Source organism: Halarchaeum acidiphilum MH1-52-1 (assembly GCF_000474235.1).
Lineage (GTDB): Archaea > Halobacteriota > Halobacteria > Halobacteriales > Halobacteriaceae > Halarchaeum > Halarchaeum acidiphilum.
Window position 1 is genome coordinate 1 of the sequence record NZ_BATA01000060.1, and the last position, 16,204, is coordinate 16,204.

General features: G+C 69.0%; 15 protein-coding genes and 1 pseudogene. 4 read left to right on the top strand and 12 right to left on the bottom strand.

What is annotated here, in order from left to right:
• From AOZ13_RS10370 to AOZ13_RS10385, 4 genes are all read right to left on the bottom strand, one after another.
• Positions 1–842 (bottom strand): EamA family transporter (locus AOZ13_RS10370; protein WP_049934063.1); only part of this gene is annotated, 842 nt, incomplete at its 3' end.
• 49 nt (positions 843–891) lie between these two features.
• Positions 892–1,260, bottom strand: coding sequence for a DNA-binding protein (locus tag AOZ13_RS10375; protein ID WP_020222260.1), 369 nt, complete (start codon positions 1,258–1,260; stop codon positions 892–894).
• A gap of 447 nt (positions 1,261–1,707) precedes the next feature.
• Positions 1,708–2,163, bottom strand: a complete 456-nt coding sequence (locus tag AOZ13_RS10380; protein WP_020222259.1) for a 30S ribosomal protein S19e — start codon at positions 2,161–2,163, stop codon at positions 1,708–1,710.
• Between the two features lie 39 nt (positions 2,164–2,202).
• Positions 2,203–3,228 carry a lysylphosphatidylglycerol synthase transmembrane domain-containing protein gene (locus AOZ13_RS10385; RefSeq protein WP_021780525.1) on the bottom strand — a complete coding sequence of 342 codons (1,026 nt, stop codon included), beginning with the start codon at positions 3,226–3,228 and terminating at the stop codon, positions 2,203–2,205.
• A gap of 97 nt (positions 3,229–3,325) precedes the next feature.
• Between AOZ13_RS10385 and thiL the strand changes: the two genes are divergently transcribed.
• Positions 3,326–4,198: a thiamine-phosphate kinase gene (gene thiL, locus AOZ13_RS10390; RefSeq protein WP_049934064.1), complete on the top strand. Its 873-nt coding sequence runs from the start codon at positions 3,326–3,328 to the stop codon at positions 4,196–4,198.
• A 6-nt stretch (positions 4,199–4,204) separates the two neighbouring features.
• Here thiL and AOZ13_RS10395 read toward each other — a convergent pair whose 3' ends face one another.
• The 4 genes from AOZ13_RS10395 to AOZ13_RS10410 all read right to left on the bottom strand — a co-directional run bounded on the left by AOZ13_RS10395 (position 4,205) and on the right by AOZ13_RS10410 (position 7,709).
• Positions 4,205–5,314, bottom strand: a complete 1,110-nt coding sequence (locus AOZ13_RS10395; RefSeq protein WP_021780527.1) for a site-2 protease family protein — start codon at positions 5,312–5,314, stop codon at positions 4,205–4,207.
• A 25-nt stretch (positions 5,315–5,339) separates the two neighbouring features.
• Complete coding sequence (locus AOZ13_RS10400) at positions 5,340–6,296, bottom strand: AEC family transporter (protein ID WP_020221693.1); 957 nt, start codon at positions 6,294–6,296, stop codon at positions 5,340–5,342.
• A gap of 107 nt (positions 6,297–6,403) precedes the next feature.
• Positions 6,404–6,655, bottom strand: coding sequence for a DUF7123 family protein (locus AOZ13_RS10405; RefSeq protein ID WP_020221692.1), 252 nt, complete (start codon positions 6,653–6,655; stop codon positions 6,404–6,406).
• 256 nt (positions 6,656–6,911) lie between these two features.
• Entirely contained in the window at positions 6,912–7,709 is a 798-nt protein-coding gene (locus AOZ13_RS10410; RefSeq protein WP_020221691.1) for a molybdopterin synthase, read from the bottom strand.
• Positions 7,710–7,817: 108 nt separating this feature from the next.
• On the opposite strand from AOZ13_RS10410, the gene pyrH reads away from it, so the two are divergent.
• Positions 7,818–8,540, top strand: a complete 723-nt coding sequence (gene pyrH / locus AOZ13_RS10415) for a UMP kinase (RefSeq protein WP_020221690.1) — start codon at positions 7,818–7,820, stop codon at positions 8,538–8,540.
• Complete coding sequence (gene lysS, locus AOZ13_RS10420; RefSeq protein WP_020221689.1) at positions 8,537–10,201, top strand: lysine--tRNA ligase; 1,665 nt, start codon at positions 8,537–8,539, stop codon at positions 10,199–10,201. Before pyrH ends, lysS begins: the two co-directional genes overlap by 4 nt.
• A 434-nt stretch (positions 10,202–10,635) precedes the next feature.
• Here lysS and AOZ13_RS10425 read toward each other — a convergent pair whose 3' ends face one another.
• The 4 genes and pseudogenes from AOZ13_RS10425 to twy1 all read right to left on the bottom strand — a co-directional run bounded on the left by AOZ13_RS10425 (position 10,636) and on the right by twy1 (position 14,024).
• Positions 10,636–11,580 carry a branched-chain amino acid transaminase gene (locus tag AOZ13_RS10425; protein ID WP_020221688.1) on the bottom strand — a complete coding sequence of 315 codons (945 nt, stop codon included), beginning with the start codon at positions 11,578–11,580 and terminating at the stop codon, positions 10,636–10,638.
• Positions 11,581–11,619: 39 nt separating this feature from the next.
• Positions 11,620–12,351, bottom strand: coding sequence for a 3,4-dihydroxy-2-butanone-4-phosphate synthase (gene ribB, locus AOZ13_RS10430; RefSeq protein ID WP_394324678.1), 732 nt, complete (start codon positions 12,349–12,351; stop codon positions 11,620–11,622).
• Positions 12,332–13,025: pseudogene (locus AOZ13_RS10435) on the bottom strand (DUF120 domain-containing protein). Before AOZ13_RS10435 ends, ribB begins: the two are co-directional and overlap by 20 nt.
• A 57-nt stretch (positions 13,026–13,082) precedes the next feature.
• On the bottom strand, positions 13,083–14,024 hold the full coding sequence (twy1, locus tag AOZ13_RS10440; RefSeq protein WP_021780531.1) for a 4-demethylwyosine synthase TYW1: 942 nt from the start codon (positions 14,022–14,024) through the stop codon (positions 13,083–13,085).
• A gap of 116 nt (positions 14,025–14,140) precedes the next feature.
• Between twy1 and argS the strand changes: the two genes are divergently transcribed.
• Complete coding sequence (argS, locus tag AOZ13_RS10445; protein WP_021780532.1) at positions 14,141–15,892, top strand: arginine--tRNA ligase; 1,752 nt, start codon at positions 14,141–14,143, stop codon at positions 15,890–15,892.
• Positions 15,893–16,204: the final 312 nt, after the last annotated feature.

Here is a 16,204-nt window from a genome sequence, read left to right on the forward strand (position 1 = left end):
GCGAGCGCGGACGCCGCGAGACGCGTCCGAAACCCCTCCTCGGCGAGGAAGACGCCACCGAGGACGACCGCGACGACCGCCTGCGCGTTGATGACCGTCGCCGCGACGCTCGCCGACGTCACGGAGAACGACAGCGTCGTCGCGACCCGCGCGAGCGCCACCACGACGGCGATCCCGACGAACTTCGGAAGGTCGTCCCGCACCCCCTCGCGCGGCCAGCGGCGGATCGCGACGGGCGCGAGCAACAGGGCCGGCCCGAGCAGGCTCACGATCACCCAATACGCGCCCGGCAGCCCGACGTCCTGCAGGACGACGCGCTTCGCCACGTCGCTCACGCCGTAACACGCCGCCGAGAGCAGCGCGAGCTGGACGGCGCGCGAGCGCGTGAGGTTGCGCAACGGATCGAGCACGTGACCGCCCTCGTAGTTCGCGACGTAGACCGCCGCCGTCACGACAGCGATCCCGAGCACCTGCAACGGCCCGAACGCCGCGCCGAGCAGCAGGATCTCCAGCGGGAGGACGAAGACCGGCACGATCTTCGCGACCGGTGCGACGAGCGACACGTCCCCAGCCGCGAGCGCGTACGTCACCGTCAGAAACCCCGCCGCCGCGAGCGCGACCGTGACGACCACGGTCCCGAGTCCGACCGCCGACAGCGACGGGAACGCGGGAAACCCACCGAGGTAGGCGTACGCGCCCGGGAGATACCACGCGGTCGCGAGAGTGTTGACGACGAGCGCGACGACCGCACCCGAGTAGCCCGAAAAATGGCGTTTCAGCGAGTAGAGGTAGCCGCCCCACAGCAGCGCGGCGACGACGGCGGGGAGGAGACCGGGGACCATGTCCCGAGAGGACCCCGCCGAACGCGGAAAGCGTTCCGCCTTCGCGGCGTCAGCGCCGCGAGATATCGAAGGACTTCGAATCCGGCTTCAGCTCGCGCAGCAGGTCCTTCATCTGCTCCTCGTCGAGTTGGTCTTGAATCCGCCCGGAGCGCCCGAGAGCCACGATCTGCTGTTCGACGCGCTCCGCGAGATCCGGCTTGCTCATCTTCACCGAGTTGAGCCGCCGGCGCGCACCGTCCGAGAGGTACTGGCGCAGCATCGCCTTCTTCTGCTGTTCGGCCTGCTGCTGGGCCTGCTGTTGGGCCTCCGCGTTCGCGCCGGCGCCCGCGCCGTCTCCACCCTGCTGTTGCTGTTTGAGCTGCTCCCTCTTCTGCTGGCGCAGCTCCTCCAAACGGTCCTCGTCCGAGTTCTCGCTCATGTGCGTACGTACCCGCTCGAACGGGAAAAGTGCTTATGCACCTCCGCCTTTTTCCTCGTCGGATGCGCGTCGCGCATCACTCCTCGCACCGTTTTCCCCCTCGGGTCGCTACGCGACCGCTCGCGGCAAAACCCTGCACGAAAAAGACGCGAGCCATAGGCTCGCGAACGCAAAACGGTAGGGCGAAAACGGACCCCCTCTACGAGCGGGATGCCGCCGCGCGGTGCAGCGGTCCGACGCACGCGGGCTGACGAGGCCACGCGTCGGGAGCGATCAGGAGGCGAACAACCGAATTACGGCATCAGCGTCCGCGCACCCCCAGAGGGGTGCGACGGGCTTTCGTCGTCAGAAAGCGGGTCTTTCTGACTGGACGGCGGGAAATCTCCGATTTCCGTCGTGGTCGACCTTTTGCCAGCCCCGGCTTCGCCGGGGCACAGCAAAAGGTCGTTATGCGTAGCGCTCGAGTTCGGGACGATCGAGTTCTTCGAGGACATCGCCCGCGGTCTCGTCGAGGAGGCTGCGGCCTTCACCGGTGACGATGCGGCCCTCGGAGCCTTGCTGCTGGACGAGATCGTCGTCCTCGAGCTGCTGGAGGATGGTGCGGATGATGTTCTTCGAGCCGTCGGTCTTCTTCGCGGGGGCGACGCGGTAGCGCGTCGAGCCGTTCGCGAGGGAGCCGTACTCGGTGCTGAGGCGCTCGACGCCAACGGGTCCGCTGATGGCGACCTTGCGGAGGAGGCTCGCGGCGCGGCGCGCCCAGAAGTCGTCCTGCTGGGGCGGCATCTCGCGGTCGTGGCCGGTCTTGGCGAACAGGGCCCACTCGGGGGCTTCGACGACGTCGTCGAGTTCCTCGGCCAGTGCATCGATGAGCTCGTCCGTCGGGGCATCGTAGAGGGTTGCCATTACGCCATTACTGGTCGTCGCCGAGGGTTAAAGCCATCGTTAGCGCCTCGCCCGGGCTTCGAGCCACGCCGCGGCGCCGCCGCCGACGACGGTCGGCGCCCAGTAGACGGCGGCGCGAAAGACGAGCGCGGCGGAAGTGGCGGTGGCGGCGGTGACGCCCGTGGTGGGGACGAGGAGGAGGACGAGCGCGGCCTCGACGCCGCCGGCGCCACCGGGGAGCGGCGTGACGCTCGCGATCGTGGCGACGGGGACGGCGACGAAGACGATGACGGCGTTCACGTCCGTCGCGGGCGTGAGCGCCCACAGCGAGAGGTAGAGCGCGACGCAGAGACAGAGCCAGCCGAGCGTGGACCAGCCGACGGCGACGGCGAGGTCGCGACGGCTGGTGGCGACGCGTTCGATGGAGCGCACGAAGCCGTCGACGCGCCGGCGAACGGCTTCGCGTCGAGGGACCGAAATGCCGGGGAGATGACGACCGAGGGCGGCCCAGACGGGGTGAACGAGACCGACGAGGCGTCGCTCGGCCCCGTCGCGATAGTGCCACGCGAGAACGACGACGACTGGGACGGCGACGGCGAGGGCGACGACGACGCCGAGGACGAGATCGACGCTGTCGCCGGCGGCGAATCGAGCGACGTAGTAGGTGAGACCGACGAGCGCGAGGACGATGGAGGGGACGAAGTTGAGGGTGTCGACGCTCGCGATCGCGGCGAGACCGGTCTCGTACTCGCTCTCGGTGGCGCGCGAGATGAGGAGCGCGCTGAAGGGTTCCCCGCCGGCCTGTCCGAACGGCGTGACGTTGTTCGCGAACGCGGCGGCGGCGTAGAGGAGGAAGGCGTCCCACGCGCTCGCGGCGACGCCGAGAGCGTCGAGGACGCGCCGGAGGGCGAGCGCCCACGCGACGAGCCACGCCAGCCCGACGGCGAGGACGACGGCGAACGTGCGGAGTTCGAGGAGGGCGAGTGTGCGGGCGATGTCGTCGAACCCGACGATCCAGAGGAGCAGGGCGAGAACGACGGCGACGGCGACGAACCCGACGGCGATCGCGCGGGAGTCGAACTCCATTCGGGCGAGACGACGCCGGGCGGGCGCGTAAAGGCACCGACCGGCCTGCGGTGTGGGAAGCGGTGGCGTTTTGCCGACGGCACGCGCGGTGAGTGACATGGACGAACGGGCGGCGCTCGCGCTCGTCGGCGATCTCGTCGACGCGGCCGGCGACGACGCCGCGGTGCTCGGCGAGACCGTCGTGACCATCGACATGCTCCACGAGACGACGGACTTCCCCGCGGGCACGACGCGCTACACGGCCGGGTGGCGCGCGGTCGGCGCCTCGCTCTCCGACGTCGCGGCGATGGGCGCGGCCGCGACGGGCGCGGTCGGCGTCTACGGCGCGCCGGCGTTCGATCCCGAGGACGTCGAGGCGTTCGTGCGCGGCGCGCTCGACGTCTGCGAGCGCGTCGACACCGACTACGTCGGGGGCGACCTCGACGGCCACGACGAGTTCACGGTGGCGACGACGGCGCTCGGCGAGACCCCGACCCCGGTGCCGCGCGACGGCGCGAACGTCGGGGAGGTCGTCGCCGTAACGGGCGCACTCGGGCGAAGCGCCGCGGCGATCGAGGCGTTCGACGCGGGCGAGACGGAGCGGGCGAACGAACTCTTCCGTTTCGTCCCGCGCGTGCGGGCGGGCGTCGCCCTCCGCGAGCACGCGAGCGCGATGATGGATTCGAGCGACGGTCTCGCGCGCTCGCTCCACCAACTGGCCGAGGCGTCGGACGCGGGGTTCGCCGTCGAGAGCGCGGCGATCCCGGTTCACGACGCGCTCGGGGGCGACGACCGGCTGGCACGCGCGACGACGTTCGGCGAGGATTTCGAGTTGGTGTGCACGCTCCCCGCGGACGCGGTGGCGGTCGCGCGCGACGCCCTCGACGTGCCGCTCACCGTCGTCGGCGAGGTCACTGAGAGGAACGTGACGATGGACGGCGAGGCGCTCCCGGACCGGGGATACACGCACGGCGAGTCGGCGTCGCGATAGCGGCCGTCAGCCGATGAGACGGATCGGGACGGGCATGAAGCAGAGGAGACCGAACAGGAGGGTGAGCGCGGCGACGACGAGGCGTTTCGCGTCGAGACGCGTCTCCTCGATCGGGCGGGCGGATCCCCGGAAGACGAAGAGGGACGTGATGACCCCCCACATCGTCCAGACGACGGCGGCGTTCGCGGCGTTGGGGACGACGTAGACGTATGCGGCGAGTCCGAAGAGGACGGCGGGAACGACGGGAGCGACGCGCTCGTAGGCGGGACCGAAGACGGCGCGCATCACGTGGCCGCCGTCGAGTTGGCCGGCGGGAAGGAGGTTGAGGAAGGTGACGAACATGCCGACCCACCCGCCGAAGACGACGGGGTTCACGGCGAGACCGTCGCCGTACGAGAGCGGGCGGCCGATCGCCCACGCGATGAGGCGGAGGAGCGGGGGGTTCCCGAAACCGATGGCGACGCCGTCCGCGGGGATGGCGGGGACGCTGATCGGCGGGAGGAGCAGGCCGACGGCGCTCACGACGATCGTGGCGACGAGACCCGCGACGGGACCCGCGACGCCGATGTCGAAGAGCGCCTTCCGATCGGGCATCACGCCGCGCATCCGGATGACGGCGCCGAGCGTGCCGATGGGCGTGAACGGGATCGGGATGAAATACGGGAGCGAAGCGTCGACGTCGTGGTAGCGCGTCATCAGGTAGTGGCCGAACTCGTGGACGCCGAGGACGCCCATGACGGCGACGACGAACGGGAGTGCGCGGAGGACGTCGAGCGAGAGGATGTCGTCGACATGATACCACTGCGCGCCCGCGTAGAGCGTCGTGAGAACGGTGAGTCCGGCGAGCGCGACGTTCGTCCACGGAACGGTGAAATCGTCTTCGCGGGCGCTCGCGGGCGCGGCGACGAGGGCGGTTTCGCCGGGGCGCTCCTCGGTTCGGACGTCGTAGCCGTGATCGCCGAAGAGCGGCTGGATCGTGCGCTGGAGCGTCCGGCGATCGACGAGCGGGTCGCCGTAGTAGACGACCCGCTCCCCCTCACGTGCGACCTCGTAGACCGAGAAGACCGACGCGAGCGCGCGCGGGGTGGGCGCGTCGTCGGGCGGATCGGCGGGCATGGTCGTGAGAAGGGGCCGGATCCGTTTAAATCCCGAGAAGGCCGTCGCGAAGCGCCCAGATCAGGACGGCGAGGGTGGCGGTACTGCAGACGGTCGTCGTGAAGATGACGGTGCTGACGTACTCCGGCGCGGAGAACGCCGTCTCGGTGTCACCGGAGAACTCGATGGTGAGCACGAGCGGGGTGACGGCGGCGGGCATCGCACACTCGAGGACGAAGACGCGCGCGACGTCGCCGTCGGCGAACGCGAGACCGAGCGCGAGCGCGACGGCGATGACGGGCGCAACGCCGAGCTTCAGGACCGTCGGGATGCCAGCGCGCGTGAGCGAGGGCCCGGATCGGGTGTTGGCGAGTTGGATGCCGAGCATGAGCAGCATAACCGGAATGGCGGCGTTACCGACGAGCTGGATCGTCTGCATCAGCGCGGTGTCGGTCGCCGGAACGACGCCGAGGAGCCGCGCGGCCACGGCGGCGAGCAGGCCGTAGAGCAGCGGGAGGCGGAAGATCTCCGTGATGGACTCCCGGAGGTCTCCCTCGCCGCCGCGCGCCGCGAGGAAGACGCCGAGCGTGTACTGGAGGACGTCCACCGCGACGATGTAGAGGACGGCGACGCTCTGCCCGACGGGACCGAAGGCGAATCGGGCGAGCGGGATGCCGTAGTTGCCGCCGTTCGGGAACGTGGAACTGAGGACGAACGCCCCGCGGTGGGGTTCGCCGAGTCCGAGAACGCGCGCGGCGCCCTCCGCGACGGCGGTCATCACGACGATGTAGCCGAGGACGCCGACCGCGATCTTGGCGACGGCACCGCTCCCGAGCGTGGTCGTCGCGAGGCTGTAGAAGACGAGACAGGGGGTGAGGACGTAGACTGCGACCGTTCCGAGCGCGTCGACTTGCACGTCGTGGACGCGCCCGAGGGTGAACCCGACGCCGGCAACGAGGAGCACCGGGAGGATCGCAGAGGTGAGTGCGGAGACGAACGTCACGCGTGATCGTGAGGGCGAAGACGGAAAAAGGGGCTTCGACTCGACGACCGGAGCGGTCGTCAGGAGGGATCGGGCGGCTGGTGGGCGGTACGGTCGGCGCGCGCGTCCTACGCGTGCTGGACGCGCCACGTGGTCGCGGAGGTGTACGACCACTTCTCGATGTCGAGGTCGAGCTCCTCCGTCGAGTCGCTGAGCTTCGCCATCAGGGCGCCGATCTCCTTCGTGGAGAGTTCGACCTCGTCAGCGATGAACTTGCTCTTGAAGTAGAGCTCGCCGTCGGCCGCCTTCTCGCGCAGGTACGAGAGCAGCCGGGTTTCCTTGTCGTCCGACTCGTTCGGGGACTGCGCGGTTGCGCTCATGGCTACTTCCCCGTAGCTCCCGGACGACGGTATAAGGGCGGGAACGTTAGTGTGGTTTCGCGTCCCTTTCGGTCTCGACCCGGCATCTAGAATCGTTTTATCGACGTTTCACGGATCGTTGGGAGACGTTTAGACGTTTTATAACCTCCTACGAGGTTTGATTTCAGTTGTAGGATTAGGGTATAGAAGTTCCCGGTGTGCGGGCCGATCCGGGGTGGGACCGGGCGCGAACGGGCCATCGACGGCGGCGCGCGCGTCAGTCGTCGCGCTCGTGGCGCCAGAACTCGTCCCCGACCGTGACCTCCTTCTTGAAGATCGGAACCTCATCCTTCAGGCGATCGATGCCGTCTTCGACGGCGCGAAACGCCTCCCGACGGTGGCCAGCGAGCACGACGACGAAGACGATGTCCTCGCCCGCCTCGATCCGGCCCGTTCGGTGATGGAACAGGACGTCGTGGACGCCGTCGCGTGCCTCCAAGTCCGCGCGAATGTCGGCGAGTCGATCCGCGGCGACGTCGGCGTACGTCTCGAACGACAGGGCCTCCGTCCGTTCGTCGTCGGCGTCCTCTCTCGCCCGAACGCGACCGGTGAACGTCGCGATGGCGCCGGCGAACGGCTCGTCCGCGGAGCGCTTCGCGGTCGCGACGAGCGAGGCCAGCGACTCGTGGGGTTCGGTCTCGCGGAGGGCCGACAGCACGGCGTCGACGTCGAGATCGGACGGGCCGTCGGCTCGGGCGAGCGGATCCGCGACGTCGGCGTCGCCGACGGCGAGGCGAGGGATCGCGGCGTCGGGAAAGCCGACCACGAGAGCGAAGTCGTGCTCACGCGCGAGGTCGTCGAGAGTCTCGGTGAGCGGCGCGCGCGAGTCGGTGGCGATTCGTCGACGTCCATCGCCGAGGCGGACGCTCGTGTGGGCCGACTCGTCCGACCGATCGAGCGTCTGATCGCGCCGGACGACCGCGAGTCGCCCCTCGTCGGCGAACCGGGCGCGGAGTTCGGCGACGACGTCCGACGGGTCGCGCTCGGGGCGCGACGCGACATCCAGAACGTACATACGTCACGGGACGAGAGCGCACGGCTTGTCCGTTTCGACGGTCTCGTATCCGAGGCGCCCGACCGCTTGATAACCCTTAAGGCCGCGACAGAGCTATCCGAGGACAGTATGAGAGTCGTCGTCTCCGTCGGCGGGAGCGTGCTCGCGCCCGATCTGGCGCACGAACGGGTCGAGCAGTACGCCGACGTCATCGACCAGTTGGTCGATGAGGGATGTTCCGTCGGCGTGGTCGTCGGCGGTGGCGGCGTCGCGCGCAGCTACATCGAGACCGCTCGCAACCTCGGGGCGAACGAGGTCGAACTCGACGACATCGGCATCTCGGTGACGCGCCTGAACGCACAGCTCCTCATCGCCGCGCTGGGCGACGACGCCGCGCCGAGTCCCGCGGAGAACTACGAGGAAGCGGGTGAGGCGATCCGCCGCGGCGACGTCGCCGTCATGGGCGGGGTCACCGCCGGACAGACCACGGACGCCGTGAGCGCCGCGCTCGCCGAGTACACGAACGCCGACCTCCTCGTGTACGCGACGAGCGTTCCCGGCGTCTTCAGCGCCGATCCGAAGACCGACGACACCGCCGAGCGCTACGACCGCATCACGCCCGCCCAGCTCGTCGACGCGATCGCCGACATCGAGATGAGCGCGGGGAGTTCCGCGCCGGTCGACCTGCTCGCCGCGAAGCTCATCGAGCGCTCGCGCGTCCGCGGGATCGTCCTCGACGGCACCGAACCCACGGCCGTCCTCGACGCCGTCCTCCACGGGGAGCACGACGGCACCGACATCGTCCCGGAGGGGCGCGAGGAGCGCGTGGACTACTGGGTGCGAGGCGAATGACCGACATCGCGGACGAGCACGAGCACGACCCGCACGCGACGCTCACCGGCGAGCGCGTCTTCTGGGCGGACGAGGCCGCGGACGCCGTCGAGGCGCGCGGCGGCGACGACCCGCTCGTCGTCAAGGGCGGCATCTCCCCGTCCGGCGTCCCGCACCTCGGGAACATGAACGAGATCATGCGCGGGCACTACGTCGCCGCCGCGCTCCGCGAGCGGGGTCACGACGTCCGACAGCTCTTCACGTCGGACGACAGAGATCCCCTCCGCGGCCTCCCGCGGAAGCTCGCGGACCTCGACGGGGACATCGTCGATCTCGGCGACGTGAACGCGGGCGCGCTCGGTCGGAATCTCGGTCATCCCTACACCGACATCCCGGATCCCTTCGGCTGTTGTGACTCCTACGGCGCGCACTTCTCGAACCTCATCGAGCGCTCGGCGGACCGACTCGGCGTCGACGTCGAGACCGTCTCGAACACCGAACTCTACGAGGGCGGGACGTTCGAGACCGTCACGCGCGACCTCCTCGCGAACGCTGACGACGCCCGCGACCTCCTCGGCGAATACCAAGACAAGGTGGACGAGACGTACGTCCCGTTCAACCCGATCTGCGAGAACTGCGGGAAAGTCACCGAAACCGTCACCGCGATCGACGCGGACGCCGGTACCGTGGACTACGAGTGCACGGACATGGACGCCGGCGACCAGACCATCGAGGGTTGCGGACATCGCGGCACGGCGACCCTCCGCGAGGGCAAGCTCCCGTGGCGCTTCGAGTGGCCGGCGCAGTGGCAGGTCCTCGGCGTCGATTTCGAGCCGTTCGGCAAGGACCACGCGGAGGGATCGTGGCCCTCCGGCGCGGATATCGCCACGACCCTCCTCGGGATCCAGCCACCGACGCCGATGGTGTACGAGTGGTTCACGCTCGACGGCGAACCGTTCAGTTCCTCCGCGGGGAACGTCGTCCTCGTCTCCGACGTCCTCGACCTCGTCGATCGCGACGTCCTTCGCTACTTCTTCGCGAAGGATCCCAAGCGCGCGCGGGACTTCTCGATCGAGCGCATCGATCTCCTCGTCGACGAGTTCGATCGCTTCGAACGCCTCTACTACGACGAGGTCGAGGACGCGAGCGAACGAGAACGCGAGCGCGCCGACCGCGTCTATCCGTTCGTCGTCGGGAGCGTCCCGGACGAGCGCCCGATCCGCCTCCCGTACACCTTCGCGGCCGTCCTCGGGATGACCGAGGACCCGGAACTCCGCGAGGAGATCGCGCGCCGCGAGGGGCACATCCCCGAGGCCGCGAGCGAGGGCGGGGTCGAGGCCGCCTTAGAGCGCGTCGAGCGCGCGCGGACGTGGGCCGAGCGCACGGACAACCAGTACAACTACCGGATCGAGCGCGAGACGATGCCGGACGTCGCGATCGGCGGGGAGACGGCGGCGGCGCTCGACGACCTCGCGACCTTCATCGAGGAGACGGATCCGGACGGCGAGACCCTTCAGGGCGAGGTCTACGAGACCGCAAAGCGCCACGACATCGACATCGGCGACTTCTTCGCGACCGGCTATCGGCTCTTCTTCGACGAGGAGCAGGGACCGAAACTCGGGCAGTTCCTCGCGGATCTCGACCGGACGTTCGTCGTGAAACGGCTGCGGCGGGAAGAATAGGGCGAACAGGCGACGCATCGGTATCGCTCGTTCGGCGACTCCCGATGGTCGTCGCCATGCTCGCGGGACGGCGCGTCGCCGGTTTCGCTCGGCGCCCCGCGACGGATGTCAGCGCACGGGGATTGCTGGTCCCGTCTTCGGGTTTGAACGTTCGCATCCGGTGGTCGTGTATCCACTGACGAGACAGTATCTGAACGGAGAACGCAAATAGCGTCCGCGAACCGAGCGGTCCGTCAGGACCCGGGACGTTGCGATTCACTCGCCAAAGGCGAAGCCAAGCGCCGACCACCGCGCGTCAGGCGCGACGGGGGTGGTTCGAAAGGCGCGATGCGCCTTCCGTCATCACGGGAGAGCTTCGCTCTCTCGAACGACGCGCAGTGCTTTCGGTCGAGATTTTGCCAGCCCCGGCGAAGTCGGGGCACAGCGAAGGGTCGTCAGACGTGGGTGAACCAGTCGTCGTGCGCGTCGGTGCGTCGGTCGACGAGGTCGAAGAACGCGGACTGGAGTTCCTCCGTGATCGGGCCGCGGGAGCCGTCGCCGATGACGACGTTGTCGACCTTGCGGATGGGGGTGACTTCGGCGGCGCTGCCGGTGAAGAAGAGTTCGTCGGCGGTGTTGAGTTCGCCGCGCGAGACGGCGGTCTCGTGGACGGGGATGTCGCGCTCTTCGGCGAGCGTGATGACGGTGTCGCGGGTGATCCCGTCGAGGATGCTCTCGGAGAGCGCGGGCGTGTAGAGTTCGCCGTCCCGAACCATGAAGACGTTCTCGCCGGGTCCTTCCGCGACGTTGCCCTCCTTGTTGAGGACGATGGCCTCCTCGTAGCCGTTGCGGCGGGCTTCCTCGCCGGCGAGGAGGCTGTTGACGTAGAGACCGTTCGTCTTCGCGTTCGTTGGGATCTGACTGGAGGCGTGCTTGCGCCACGAGGAGATCATGACGTCGATACCGTTCTGGAGGGCGTCCTCGCCGAGGTAGGCGCCCCACGGCCACGCGGCGATGGCGACGTCGGTCGGACAGTCACCGGGGGAGACGCCGAGCTGGTCGTAGCCGTAGTACGCGACGGGGCGGATGTAGCAGGATTCGAGGTCGTTGCGCTCGATGAGTTCGAGGGTGGCCTCGGTGAGTTCGTCCTTCGAGAAGGGGATTTCCATGTCGTAGGGCTTCGCGGAGTCGAAGAGCCGATCGACGTGGGCGTCCCAGCGGAAGAGCGCGGGACCGTTCTCAGTGTCGTAACATCGCGCGCCCTCGAAGACGCCGGTGCCGTAGTGGAGTCCGTGCGTGAGGACGTGCGTCGTCGCGTCCTCCCAGTCGGTGAACTCGCCGTTCATCCAGATGGTGTCGAGGGAGTCGCGTTCGGCACGCATCTCGTCGAAACCGGGCATGGTGAAACGATGTCGGGCCGACGTAATGAACGTTCCTCGTTAGCGACGGAGGGCGGCGAGGAGGTCCCGGCCCTCGACGTAGACGAGGCCGTGGGCGGCGGCGTAGCGGCGTGCGTCGGCCGGCGTGCGCGCACCGCCGGTTTCGGCGTCGAGCATCTCGCAGACGACGACGGCGGGCGGGCGTCCCGCGGCCTCCGCGAGCGCGAGACCGAGTTCGGTGTGCCCCTCCCGGTCCGCGAGTCCGTCCGGCGCCCCCCGGAGGAGTTGGACGTGCCCCGGCGCCCGAAACGTCGCGGCGAAGTCCCCCTCGTCGGGATCCGCCGCCGCCTCGGCCAGCGCCGTGATCGTCAGCGAGCGGTCCTCGTCGGTGATCCCCGTGTACGTCTCCCGGTGGTTGACGGTAAGACTGAACGACGACCGCTCGTCGTACCCGAGCCTCTCGTCCGTGACCGCGGGATGATCGAGCGCGTCCCCGAGAAACGGCAGATCGAAGGCCGCACACACCTCGTGCGAGAGCGCGGTGCAGATCAGCCCTCCGGCGTCGCGACGCAGCCGGGCGACCGCCTCCGCCGTCACGTCCGCCGCGTGATAGATCAAATCCACCTCCCCCTCTCGATCCGCCGCGTCGTGGACCAACACCGGCTCGCCGCGTTCGATGGCGGCGACGGCGTCGGCCGCGGTGGCGTCGGAGTCGCCGACGGCGTCGGAGTCGACGCCGTTCGCACCCGCGTCCGTCTCACCGCTCACGCCGTCACTGTGCGACACGGACAGTCACCTCGTCGCCGTCGCTGAGACCGAGTTCGTCGCGGAGCCTGTCCGCAGCGATGAGTTCGACCTTCGTCTCGTCGTGGTGAGTGCGATCGGGGACGATGATGTGAACCGGCTCATAGGTGTCGTCTCCGGTTTCGAGGGCGGCCGGGTAACACGTCGCGGAGCCGTACGTCCGGTCGTCGTCCTCCCACGCGTCGATGTCGACGCCGTCGAGTGACTCCATCGCGGAGCGCGCGCGCCGCGACGGCTCGTCGAGTTCGACGTTCAGCGTCCCCGGGAACGGCTCGTAGCCGAGGCGCTCCGCGAACTGCCGATTGTATCCGGGCAGGGAGATGTAGTGTCGTCCCTCGCCCATCCCGCTGGTGATGTGCCCGCTGAGGGCGAGGGCGGCGGGGTCCTCGAAGATCCGCCGGTAGTCCTCGTATTCGCGCTGGAGGACGCGTTCGCCGTCGTCGGTGATGACGACCCACTGGCCGTCGCTGACGACGTCGCGATCGATGTAGTCGGCTTCCTCCAAGGCTTGGAGCGCGGGATGCGGTCTGCGTCGAGGCGTCGAGGCGGCCGGCGAGGTCGCCGCAGGAGGCTTTCACCTCGCCGCGGCGCGCGCCGTCGAGCGCGAGGAACTTCAGCGCGGCGAGCTCGTCGTACCCGACCGCGAGCGTTGCCCGTGACATACCCCGAGATACGGGCGCGCCGAGCATAATGGTTGTGGGATGCGTCTCAGAACTGAGCTAGTCGTAGAAGCCCCCGCCGGGCGCGAGTTCGGGCACCCACGTCTCCTCGTCGCGCGCGAGCAACGCCACCGAGGAGGCCTCCTGCGTCTTCACCACCGGGTGGTCCGGCATGTGCTCGCCGACGCGCTCCGCGAACGCCGCGACCGTCTCGGGCGACGGCATCGAGTCCCGGTCGAGCCGCCCGCGCGAGTGGCCGACGTGCATGTACGCCTTCAGTTCCACGAAGTCGGGATCGGCCCGCCGGTAGAGTCCCGCGTACCAGTCCGGATTCGCCATGTTCTCGCCGGCGACGAGCGTCGTCCGCAGGACCGTCCGGGTCTCATCCTTGGCGTGGAGGACGTCGAGGGTGTCGATCAGCGACTCCCACGCGTCGTCCTCGGTCGCGCCCACGACGTCGTCGAACGTCGCGCGTTCGGGCGCGTCCACGGAGACGTAGAGCTGGGTGGGGTCGCAGTGCTCCAAAACCTCGGGGCGCGTCCCGTTCGAGACGAGGAAGGTGGTGAGACCGCGGTCGTGGAACGCCTCCAAGAGTTCGGGGAGGTAGGGGTAGAGCGTGGGTTCGCCGTCGAGGCTGATCGCGACGTGCTTCGGGTCCATCGCCTCCTCGAAGCGCTCGCGGGGGACGTTCTCGTTCCCGCCGAACCCCGAGAGGAGCTTCTTCTGGAGTTCGATGGAGGCGTCGACGACGGCCTCGGGATCGTCCCACTCCACGCCGTCGAGTTCGTACGCGTGGCCGTTGTGGTCGCGCCAGCAGAAGACGCAGCGCTCGTTGCACCGGACGACGGGCGTCATCTGGATGCAGCGATGCGAGCGGATACCGTACCACGCGTGCTTGTAGCAGGTGCCCTCGCCGCGCAGCGCGTTCGCCGTCCAGCCGCACGTCTGGGCGGCCGTGTGGTTCTCGTGGTGGTAGCTCGGCGAATCCACCTGCTCGGGCATACACGGAAACCGGGCACGCGAGGGCAAAAGCGCGGCGGAACGGGCGTCGCGGCGCGGCACGCCGCGACGGGCGGGCCTTCGGAAGCCATTTGAGCGCGCGCGCCGCAGGCCGTAGCATGTTCCTTGCACTCCGCTCGGAGGTCGAGGCGGCCCTCACCGGGGCGCTCGAAACCCTCGGCCTCCCGACGGACGACCTCGGCATCGAGGAGCCCCCCGAGGGCGTGGACGCCGTCGTCGCCTCCAGCGCGGCGTTCCGACTCGCGGGCGAAATGGGTGCGGCCCCGCCGGAAGTCGCCGCACGCATCGCCGACGCCGTCGACGCCGAGGGCTACGAGTACGTCCGCGAGGTGCGCGCGCAGGGTCCCTACGTGAACGTCCTCCCGACGCCCGCGTACTACGACGACACGCTCGACGCCGGTCGGGACGGCGACTACGGCGAACTCCCCGAGACGGGCGAGGACGTCCTCGTCGAGCACACCTCCGCGAACCCGACGGGACCAGTGCACGTCGGACGCGCGCGCAACCCCATCGTCGGCGACGCCGTCGCGCGCCTCCTCGACTACGCCGGCCACGACGTCACCACCGAGTATTACGTGAACGACGCCGGGCGTCAGATGGCGGTCTTCACGTGGGCGTACGAGACCTTCGACGAGTCGGACCTCGATTCCGAGCCCGAACGCGAGCGCGTCGAGTACGACCTCGTGCGCTACTACCGCAAGGGGAACGCCTACCTCGAAGGCGCGGACGACGAGGACGTCGAGGCGGCCGAGGAGGAGATCCGGACGATCCTCCAAGGATTGGAAGAGGGCGACGAGGAGACGTACGAGCGCGTCCAGCGCGTCGTCGATCAGGTGCTCGGCGGGATGCGCGAGTGCCTGCTGCGCCTCCCCGCGGAGTTCGATCAGTTCGTCAAGGAGACGGAGTTCATGCGGGACGGGTCGACGAAGGCGCTCGCCGAGCGCCTCCGAGACACCGACGAGGCCGTCCTCGAGGAGGGCGCGTGGCAGCTCGACCTCTCCGAGTGGGGGTACGAGAAGAAGCTCGTCTTCCTCCGATCCGACGGCACGAGCCTCTACACGACGCGCGACCTCGCCCACCACGAGTGGAAGTTCGACGAGTACGACCGCTCTATCACCGTCCTCGGCGAGGACCACAAGCTACAGGCCGGCCAGCTCCGCACCGCGCTCGAACTCCTCGGCAACGACGTCGAGCAACTCGAGAGCGTCATCTACTCCTACGTCAACCTCCCCGAGGGGAAGATGAGCACCCGCCGGGGGACCGGCATCGACCTCGACGACCTCCTCGACGAGGCCATCCAGCGCGCCCGCGAGGAAGTCGAGAAACGCCTCGACGACCGCATCCGCGAGGACGACATCGACGCCGACGACGTCGAGCGCATCGCCGAGCAGGTCGGCGTCGGCGCCGTCCGCTACGACATCGTCTCCAAGCAGCCCTCGAAGGCGATCACGTTCGAGTGGGACGAAGCGCTCGACTTCGAAGCGCAGAGCGCACCATACATCCAGTACGCGCACGCGCGATGCTGTGGCATCCTCGACGGCGCCGACGTGCCCGCCGACGCCGACGCGAGCCTCCTCGACACCGAGGCGGAGGTCGACCTCCTGCGCAAGACCGCGCGCTTCCCCGGCGTGATCGACGACGCCGCCACGGACCTCGAACCCCACCAGATCGCAACGTTCGCCCGCGAGTACGCCGACGCGTTCAACACCTTCTATCGCGAGTGCCCCGTGCTCGCGGACGACGTCAATCCCGCCGTCCGCGGCGCGCGCCTCGCCCTCGTCGCGAGCGCACGCCACACGCTCGCCAACGCCCTCGACGTCCTCGGCATCGACGCGCCGCGCTCCATGTAGGCCATCTTTTTCCTCGTCGGGGTCGCCTGCGGCGACCCTCTCCTCGCAAAAACACGGCTGAAAAAGGCCGCTCGCCTCGCTCGCGGTGAATCGCGCTCACCACCGGGTTCTTCGAACCGCTCGTTCGCGCGAATGCTGGCGTTCCCTACGCACACCGGCCGAACAGACGTTCCACGCCGAAAGCAGCCGAAGAAAACGACGAGAGTGGCGTTCGGCGACCGATCGGTCCGGTAGGACCCGGTAGGTCGCCGATTCACTCGCGCGCTAGCGCGAGGCGGCGAGACCACCAACGGTGGTCGACGCCGCTTTTGG

Bases quoted from the DNA above. Each gene is read 5' to 3' on its own strand.
- AOZ13_RS10375 (WP_020222260.1), bottom strand. From the start codon at position 1,260: ATGAGCGAGAACTCGGACGAGGACCGTTTGGAGGAGCTGCGCCAGCAG.
- AOZ13_RS10380 (WP_020222259.1), bottom strand. From the start codon at position 2,163: ATGGCAACCCTCTACGATGCCCCGACGGACGAGCTCATCGATGCACTG.
- AOZ13_RS10385 (WP_021780525.1), bottom strand. From the start codon at position 3,228: ATGGAGTTCGACTCCCGCGCGATCGCCGTCGGGTTCGTCGCCGTCGCC.
- thiL (WP_049934064.1), top strand. From the start codon at position 3,326: ATGGACGAACGGGCGGCGCTCGCGCTCGTCGGCGATCTCGTCGACGCG.
- AOZ13_RS10395 (WP_021780527.1), bottom strand. From the start codon at position 5,314: ATGCCCGCCGATCCGCCCGACGACGCGCCCACCCCGCGCGCGCTCGCG.
- AOZ13_RS10405 (WP_020221692.1), bottom strand. From the start codon at position 6,655: ATGAGCGCAACCGCGCAGTCCCCGAACGAGTCGGACGACAAGGAAACC.
- AOZ13_RS10410 (WP_020221691.1), bottom strand. From the start codon at position 7,709: ATGTACGTTCTGGATGTCGCGTCGCGCCCCGAGCGCGACCCGTCGGAC.
- pyrH (WP_020221690.1), top strand. From the start codon at position 7,818: ATGAGAGTCGTCGTCTCCGTCGGCGGGAGCGTGCTCGCGCCCGATCTG.
- lysS (WP_020221689.1), top strand. From the start codon at position 8,537: ATGACCGACATCGCGGACGAGCACGAGCACGACCCGCACGCGACGCTC.
- AOZ13_RS10425 (WP_020221688.1), bottom strand. From the start codon at position 11,580: ATGCCCGGTTTCGACGAGATGCGTGCCGAACGCGACTCCCTCGACACC.
- twy1 (WP_021780531.1), bottom strand. From the start codon at position 14,024: ATGCCCGAGCAGGTGGATTCGCCGAGCTACCACCACGAGAACCACACG.
- argS (WP_021780532.1), top strand. From the start codon at position 14,141: ATGTTCCTTGCACTCCGCTCGGAGGTCGAGGCGGCCCTCACCGGGGCG.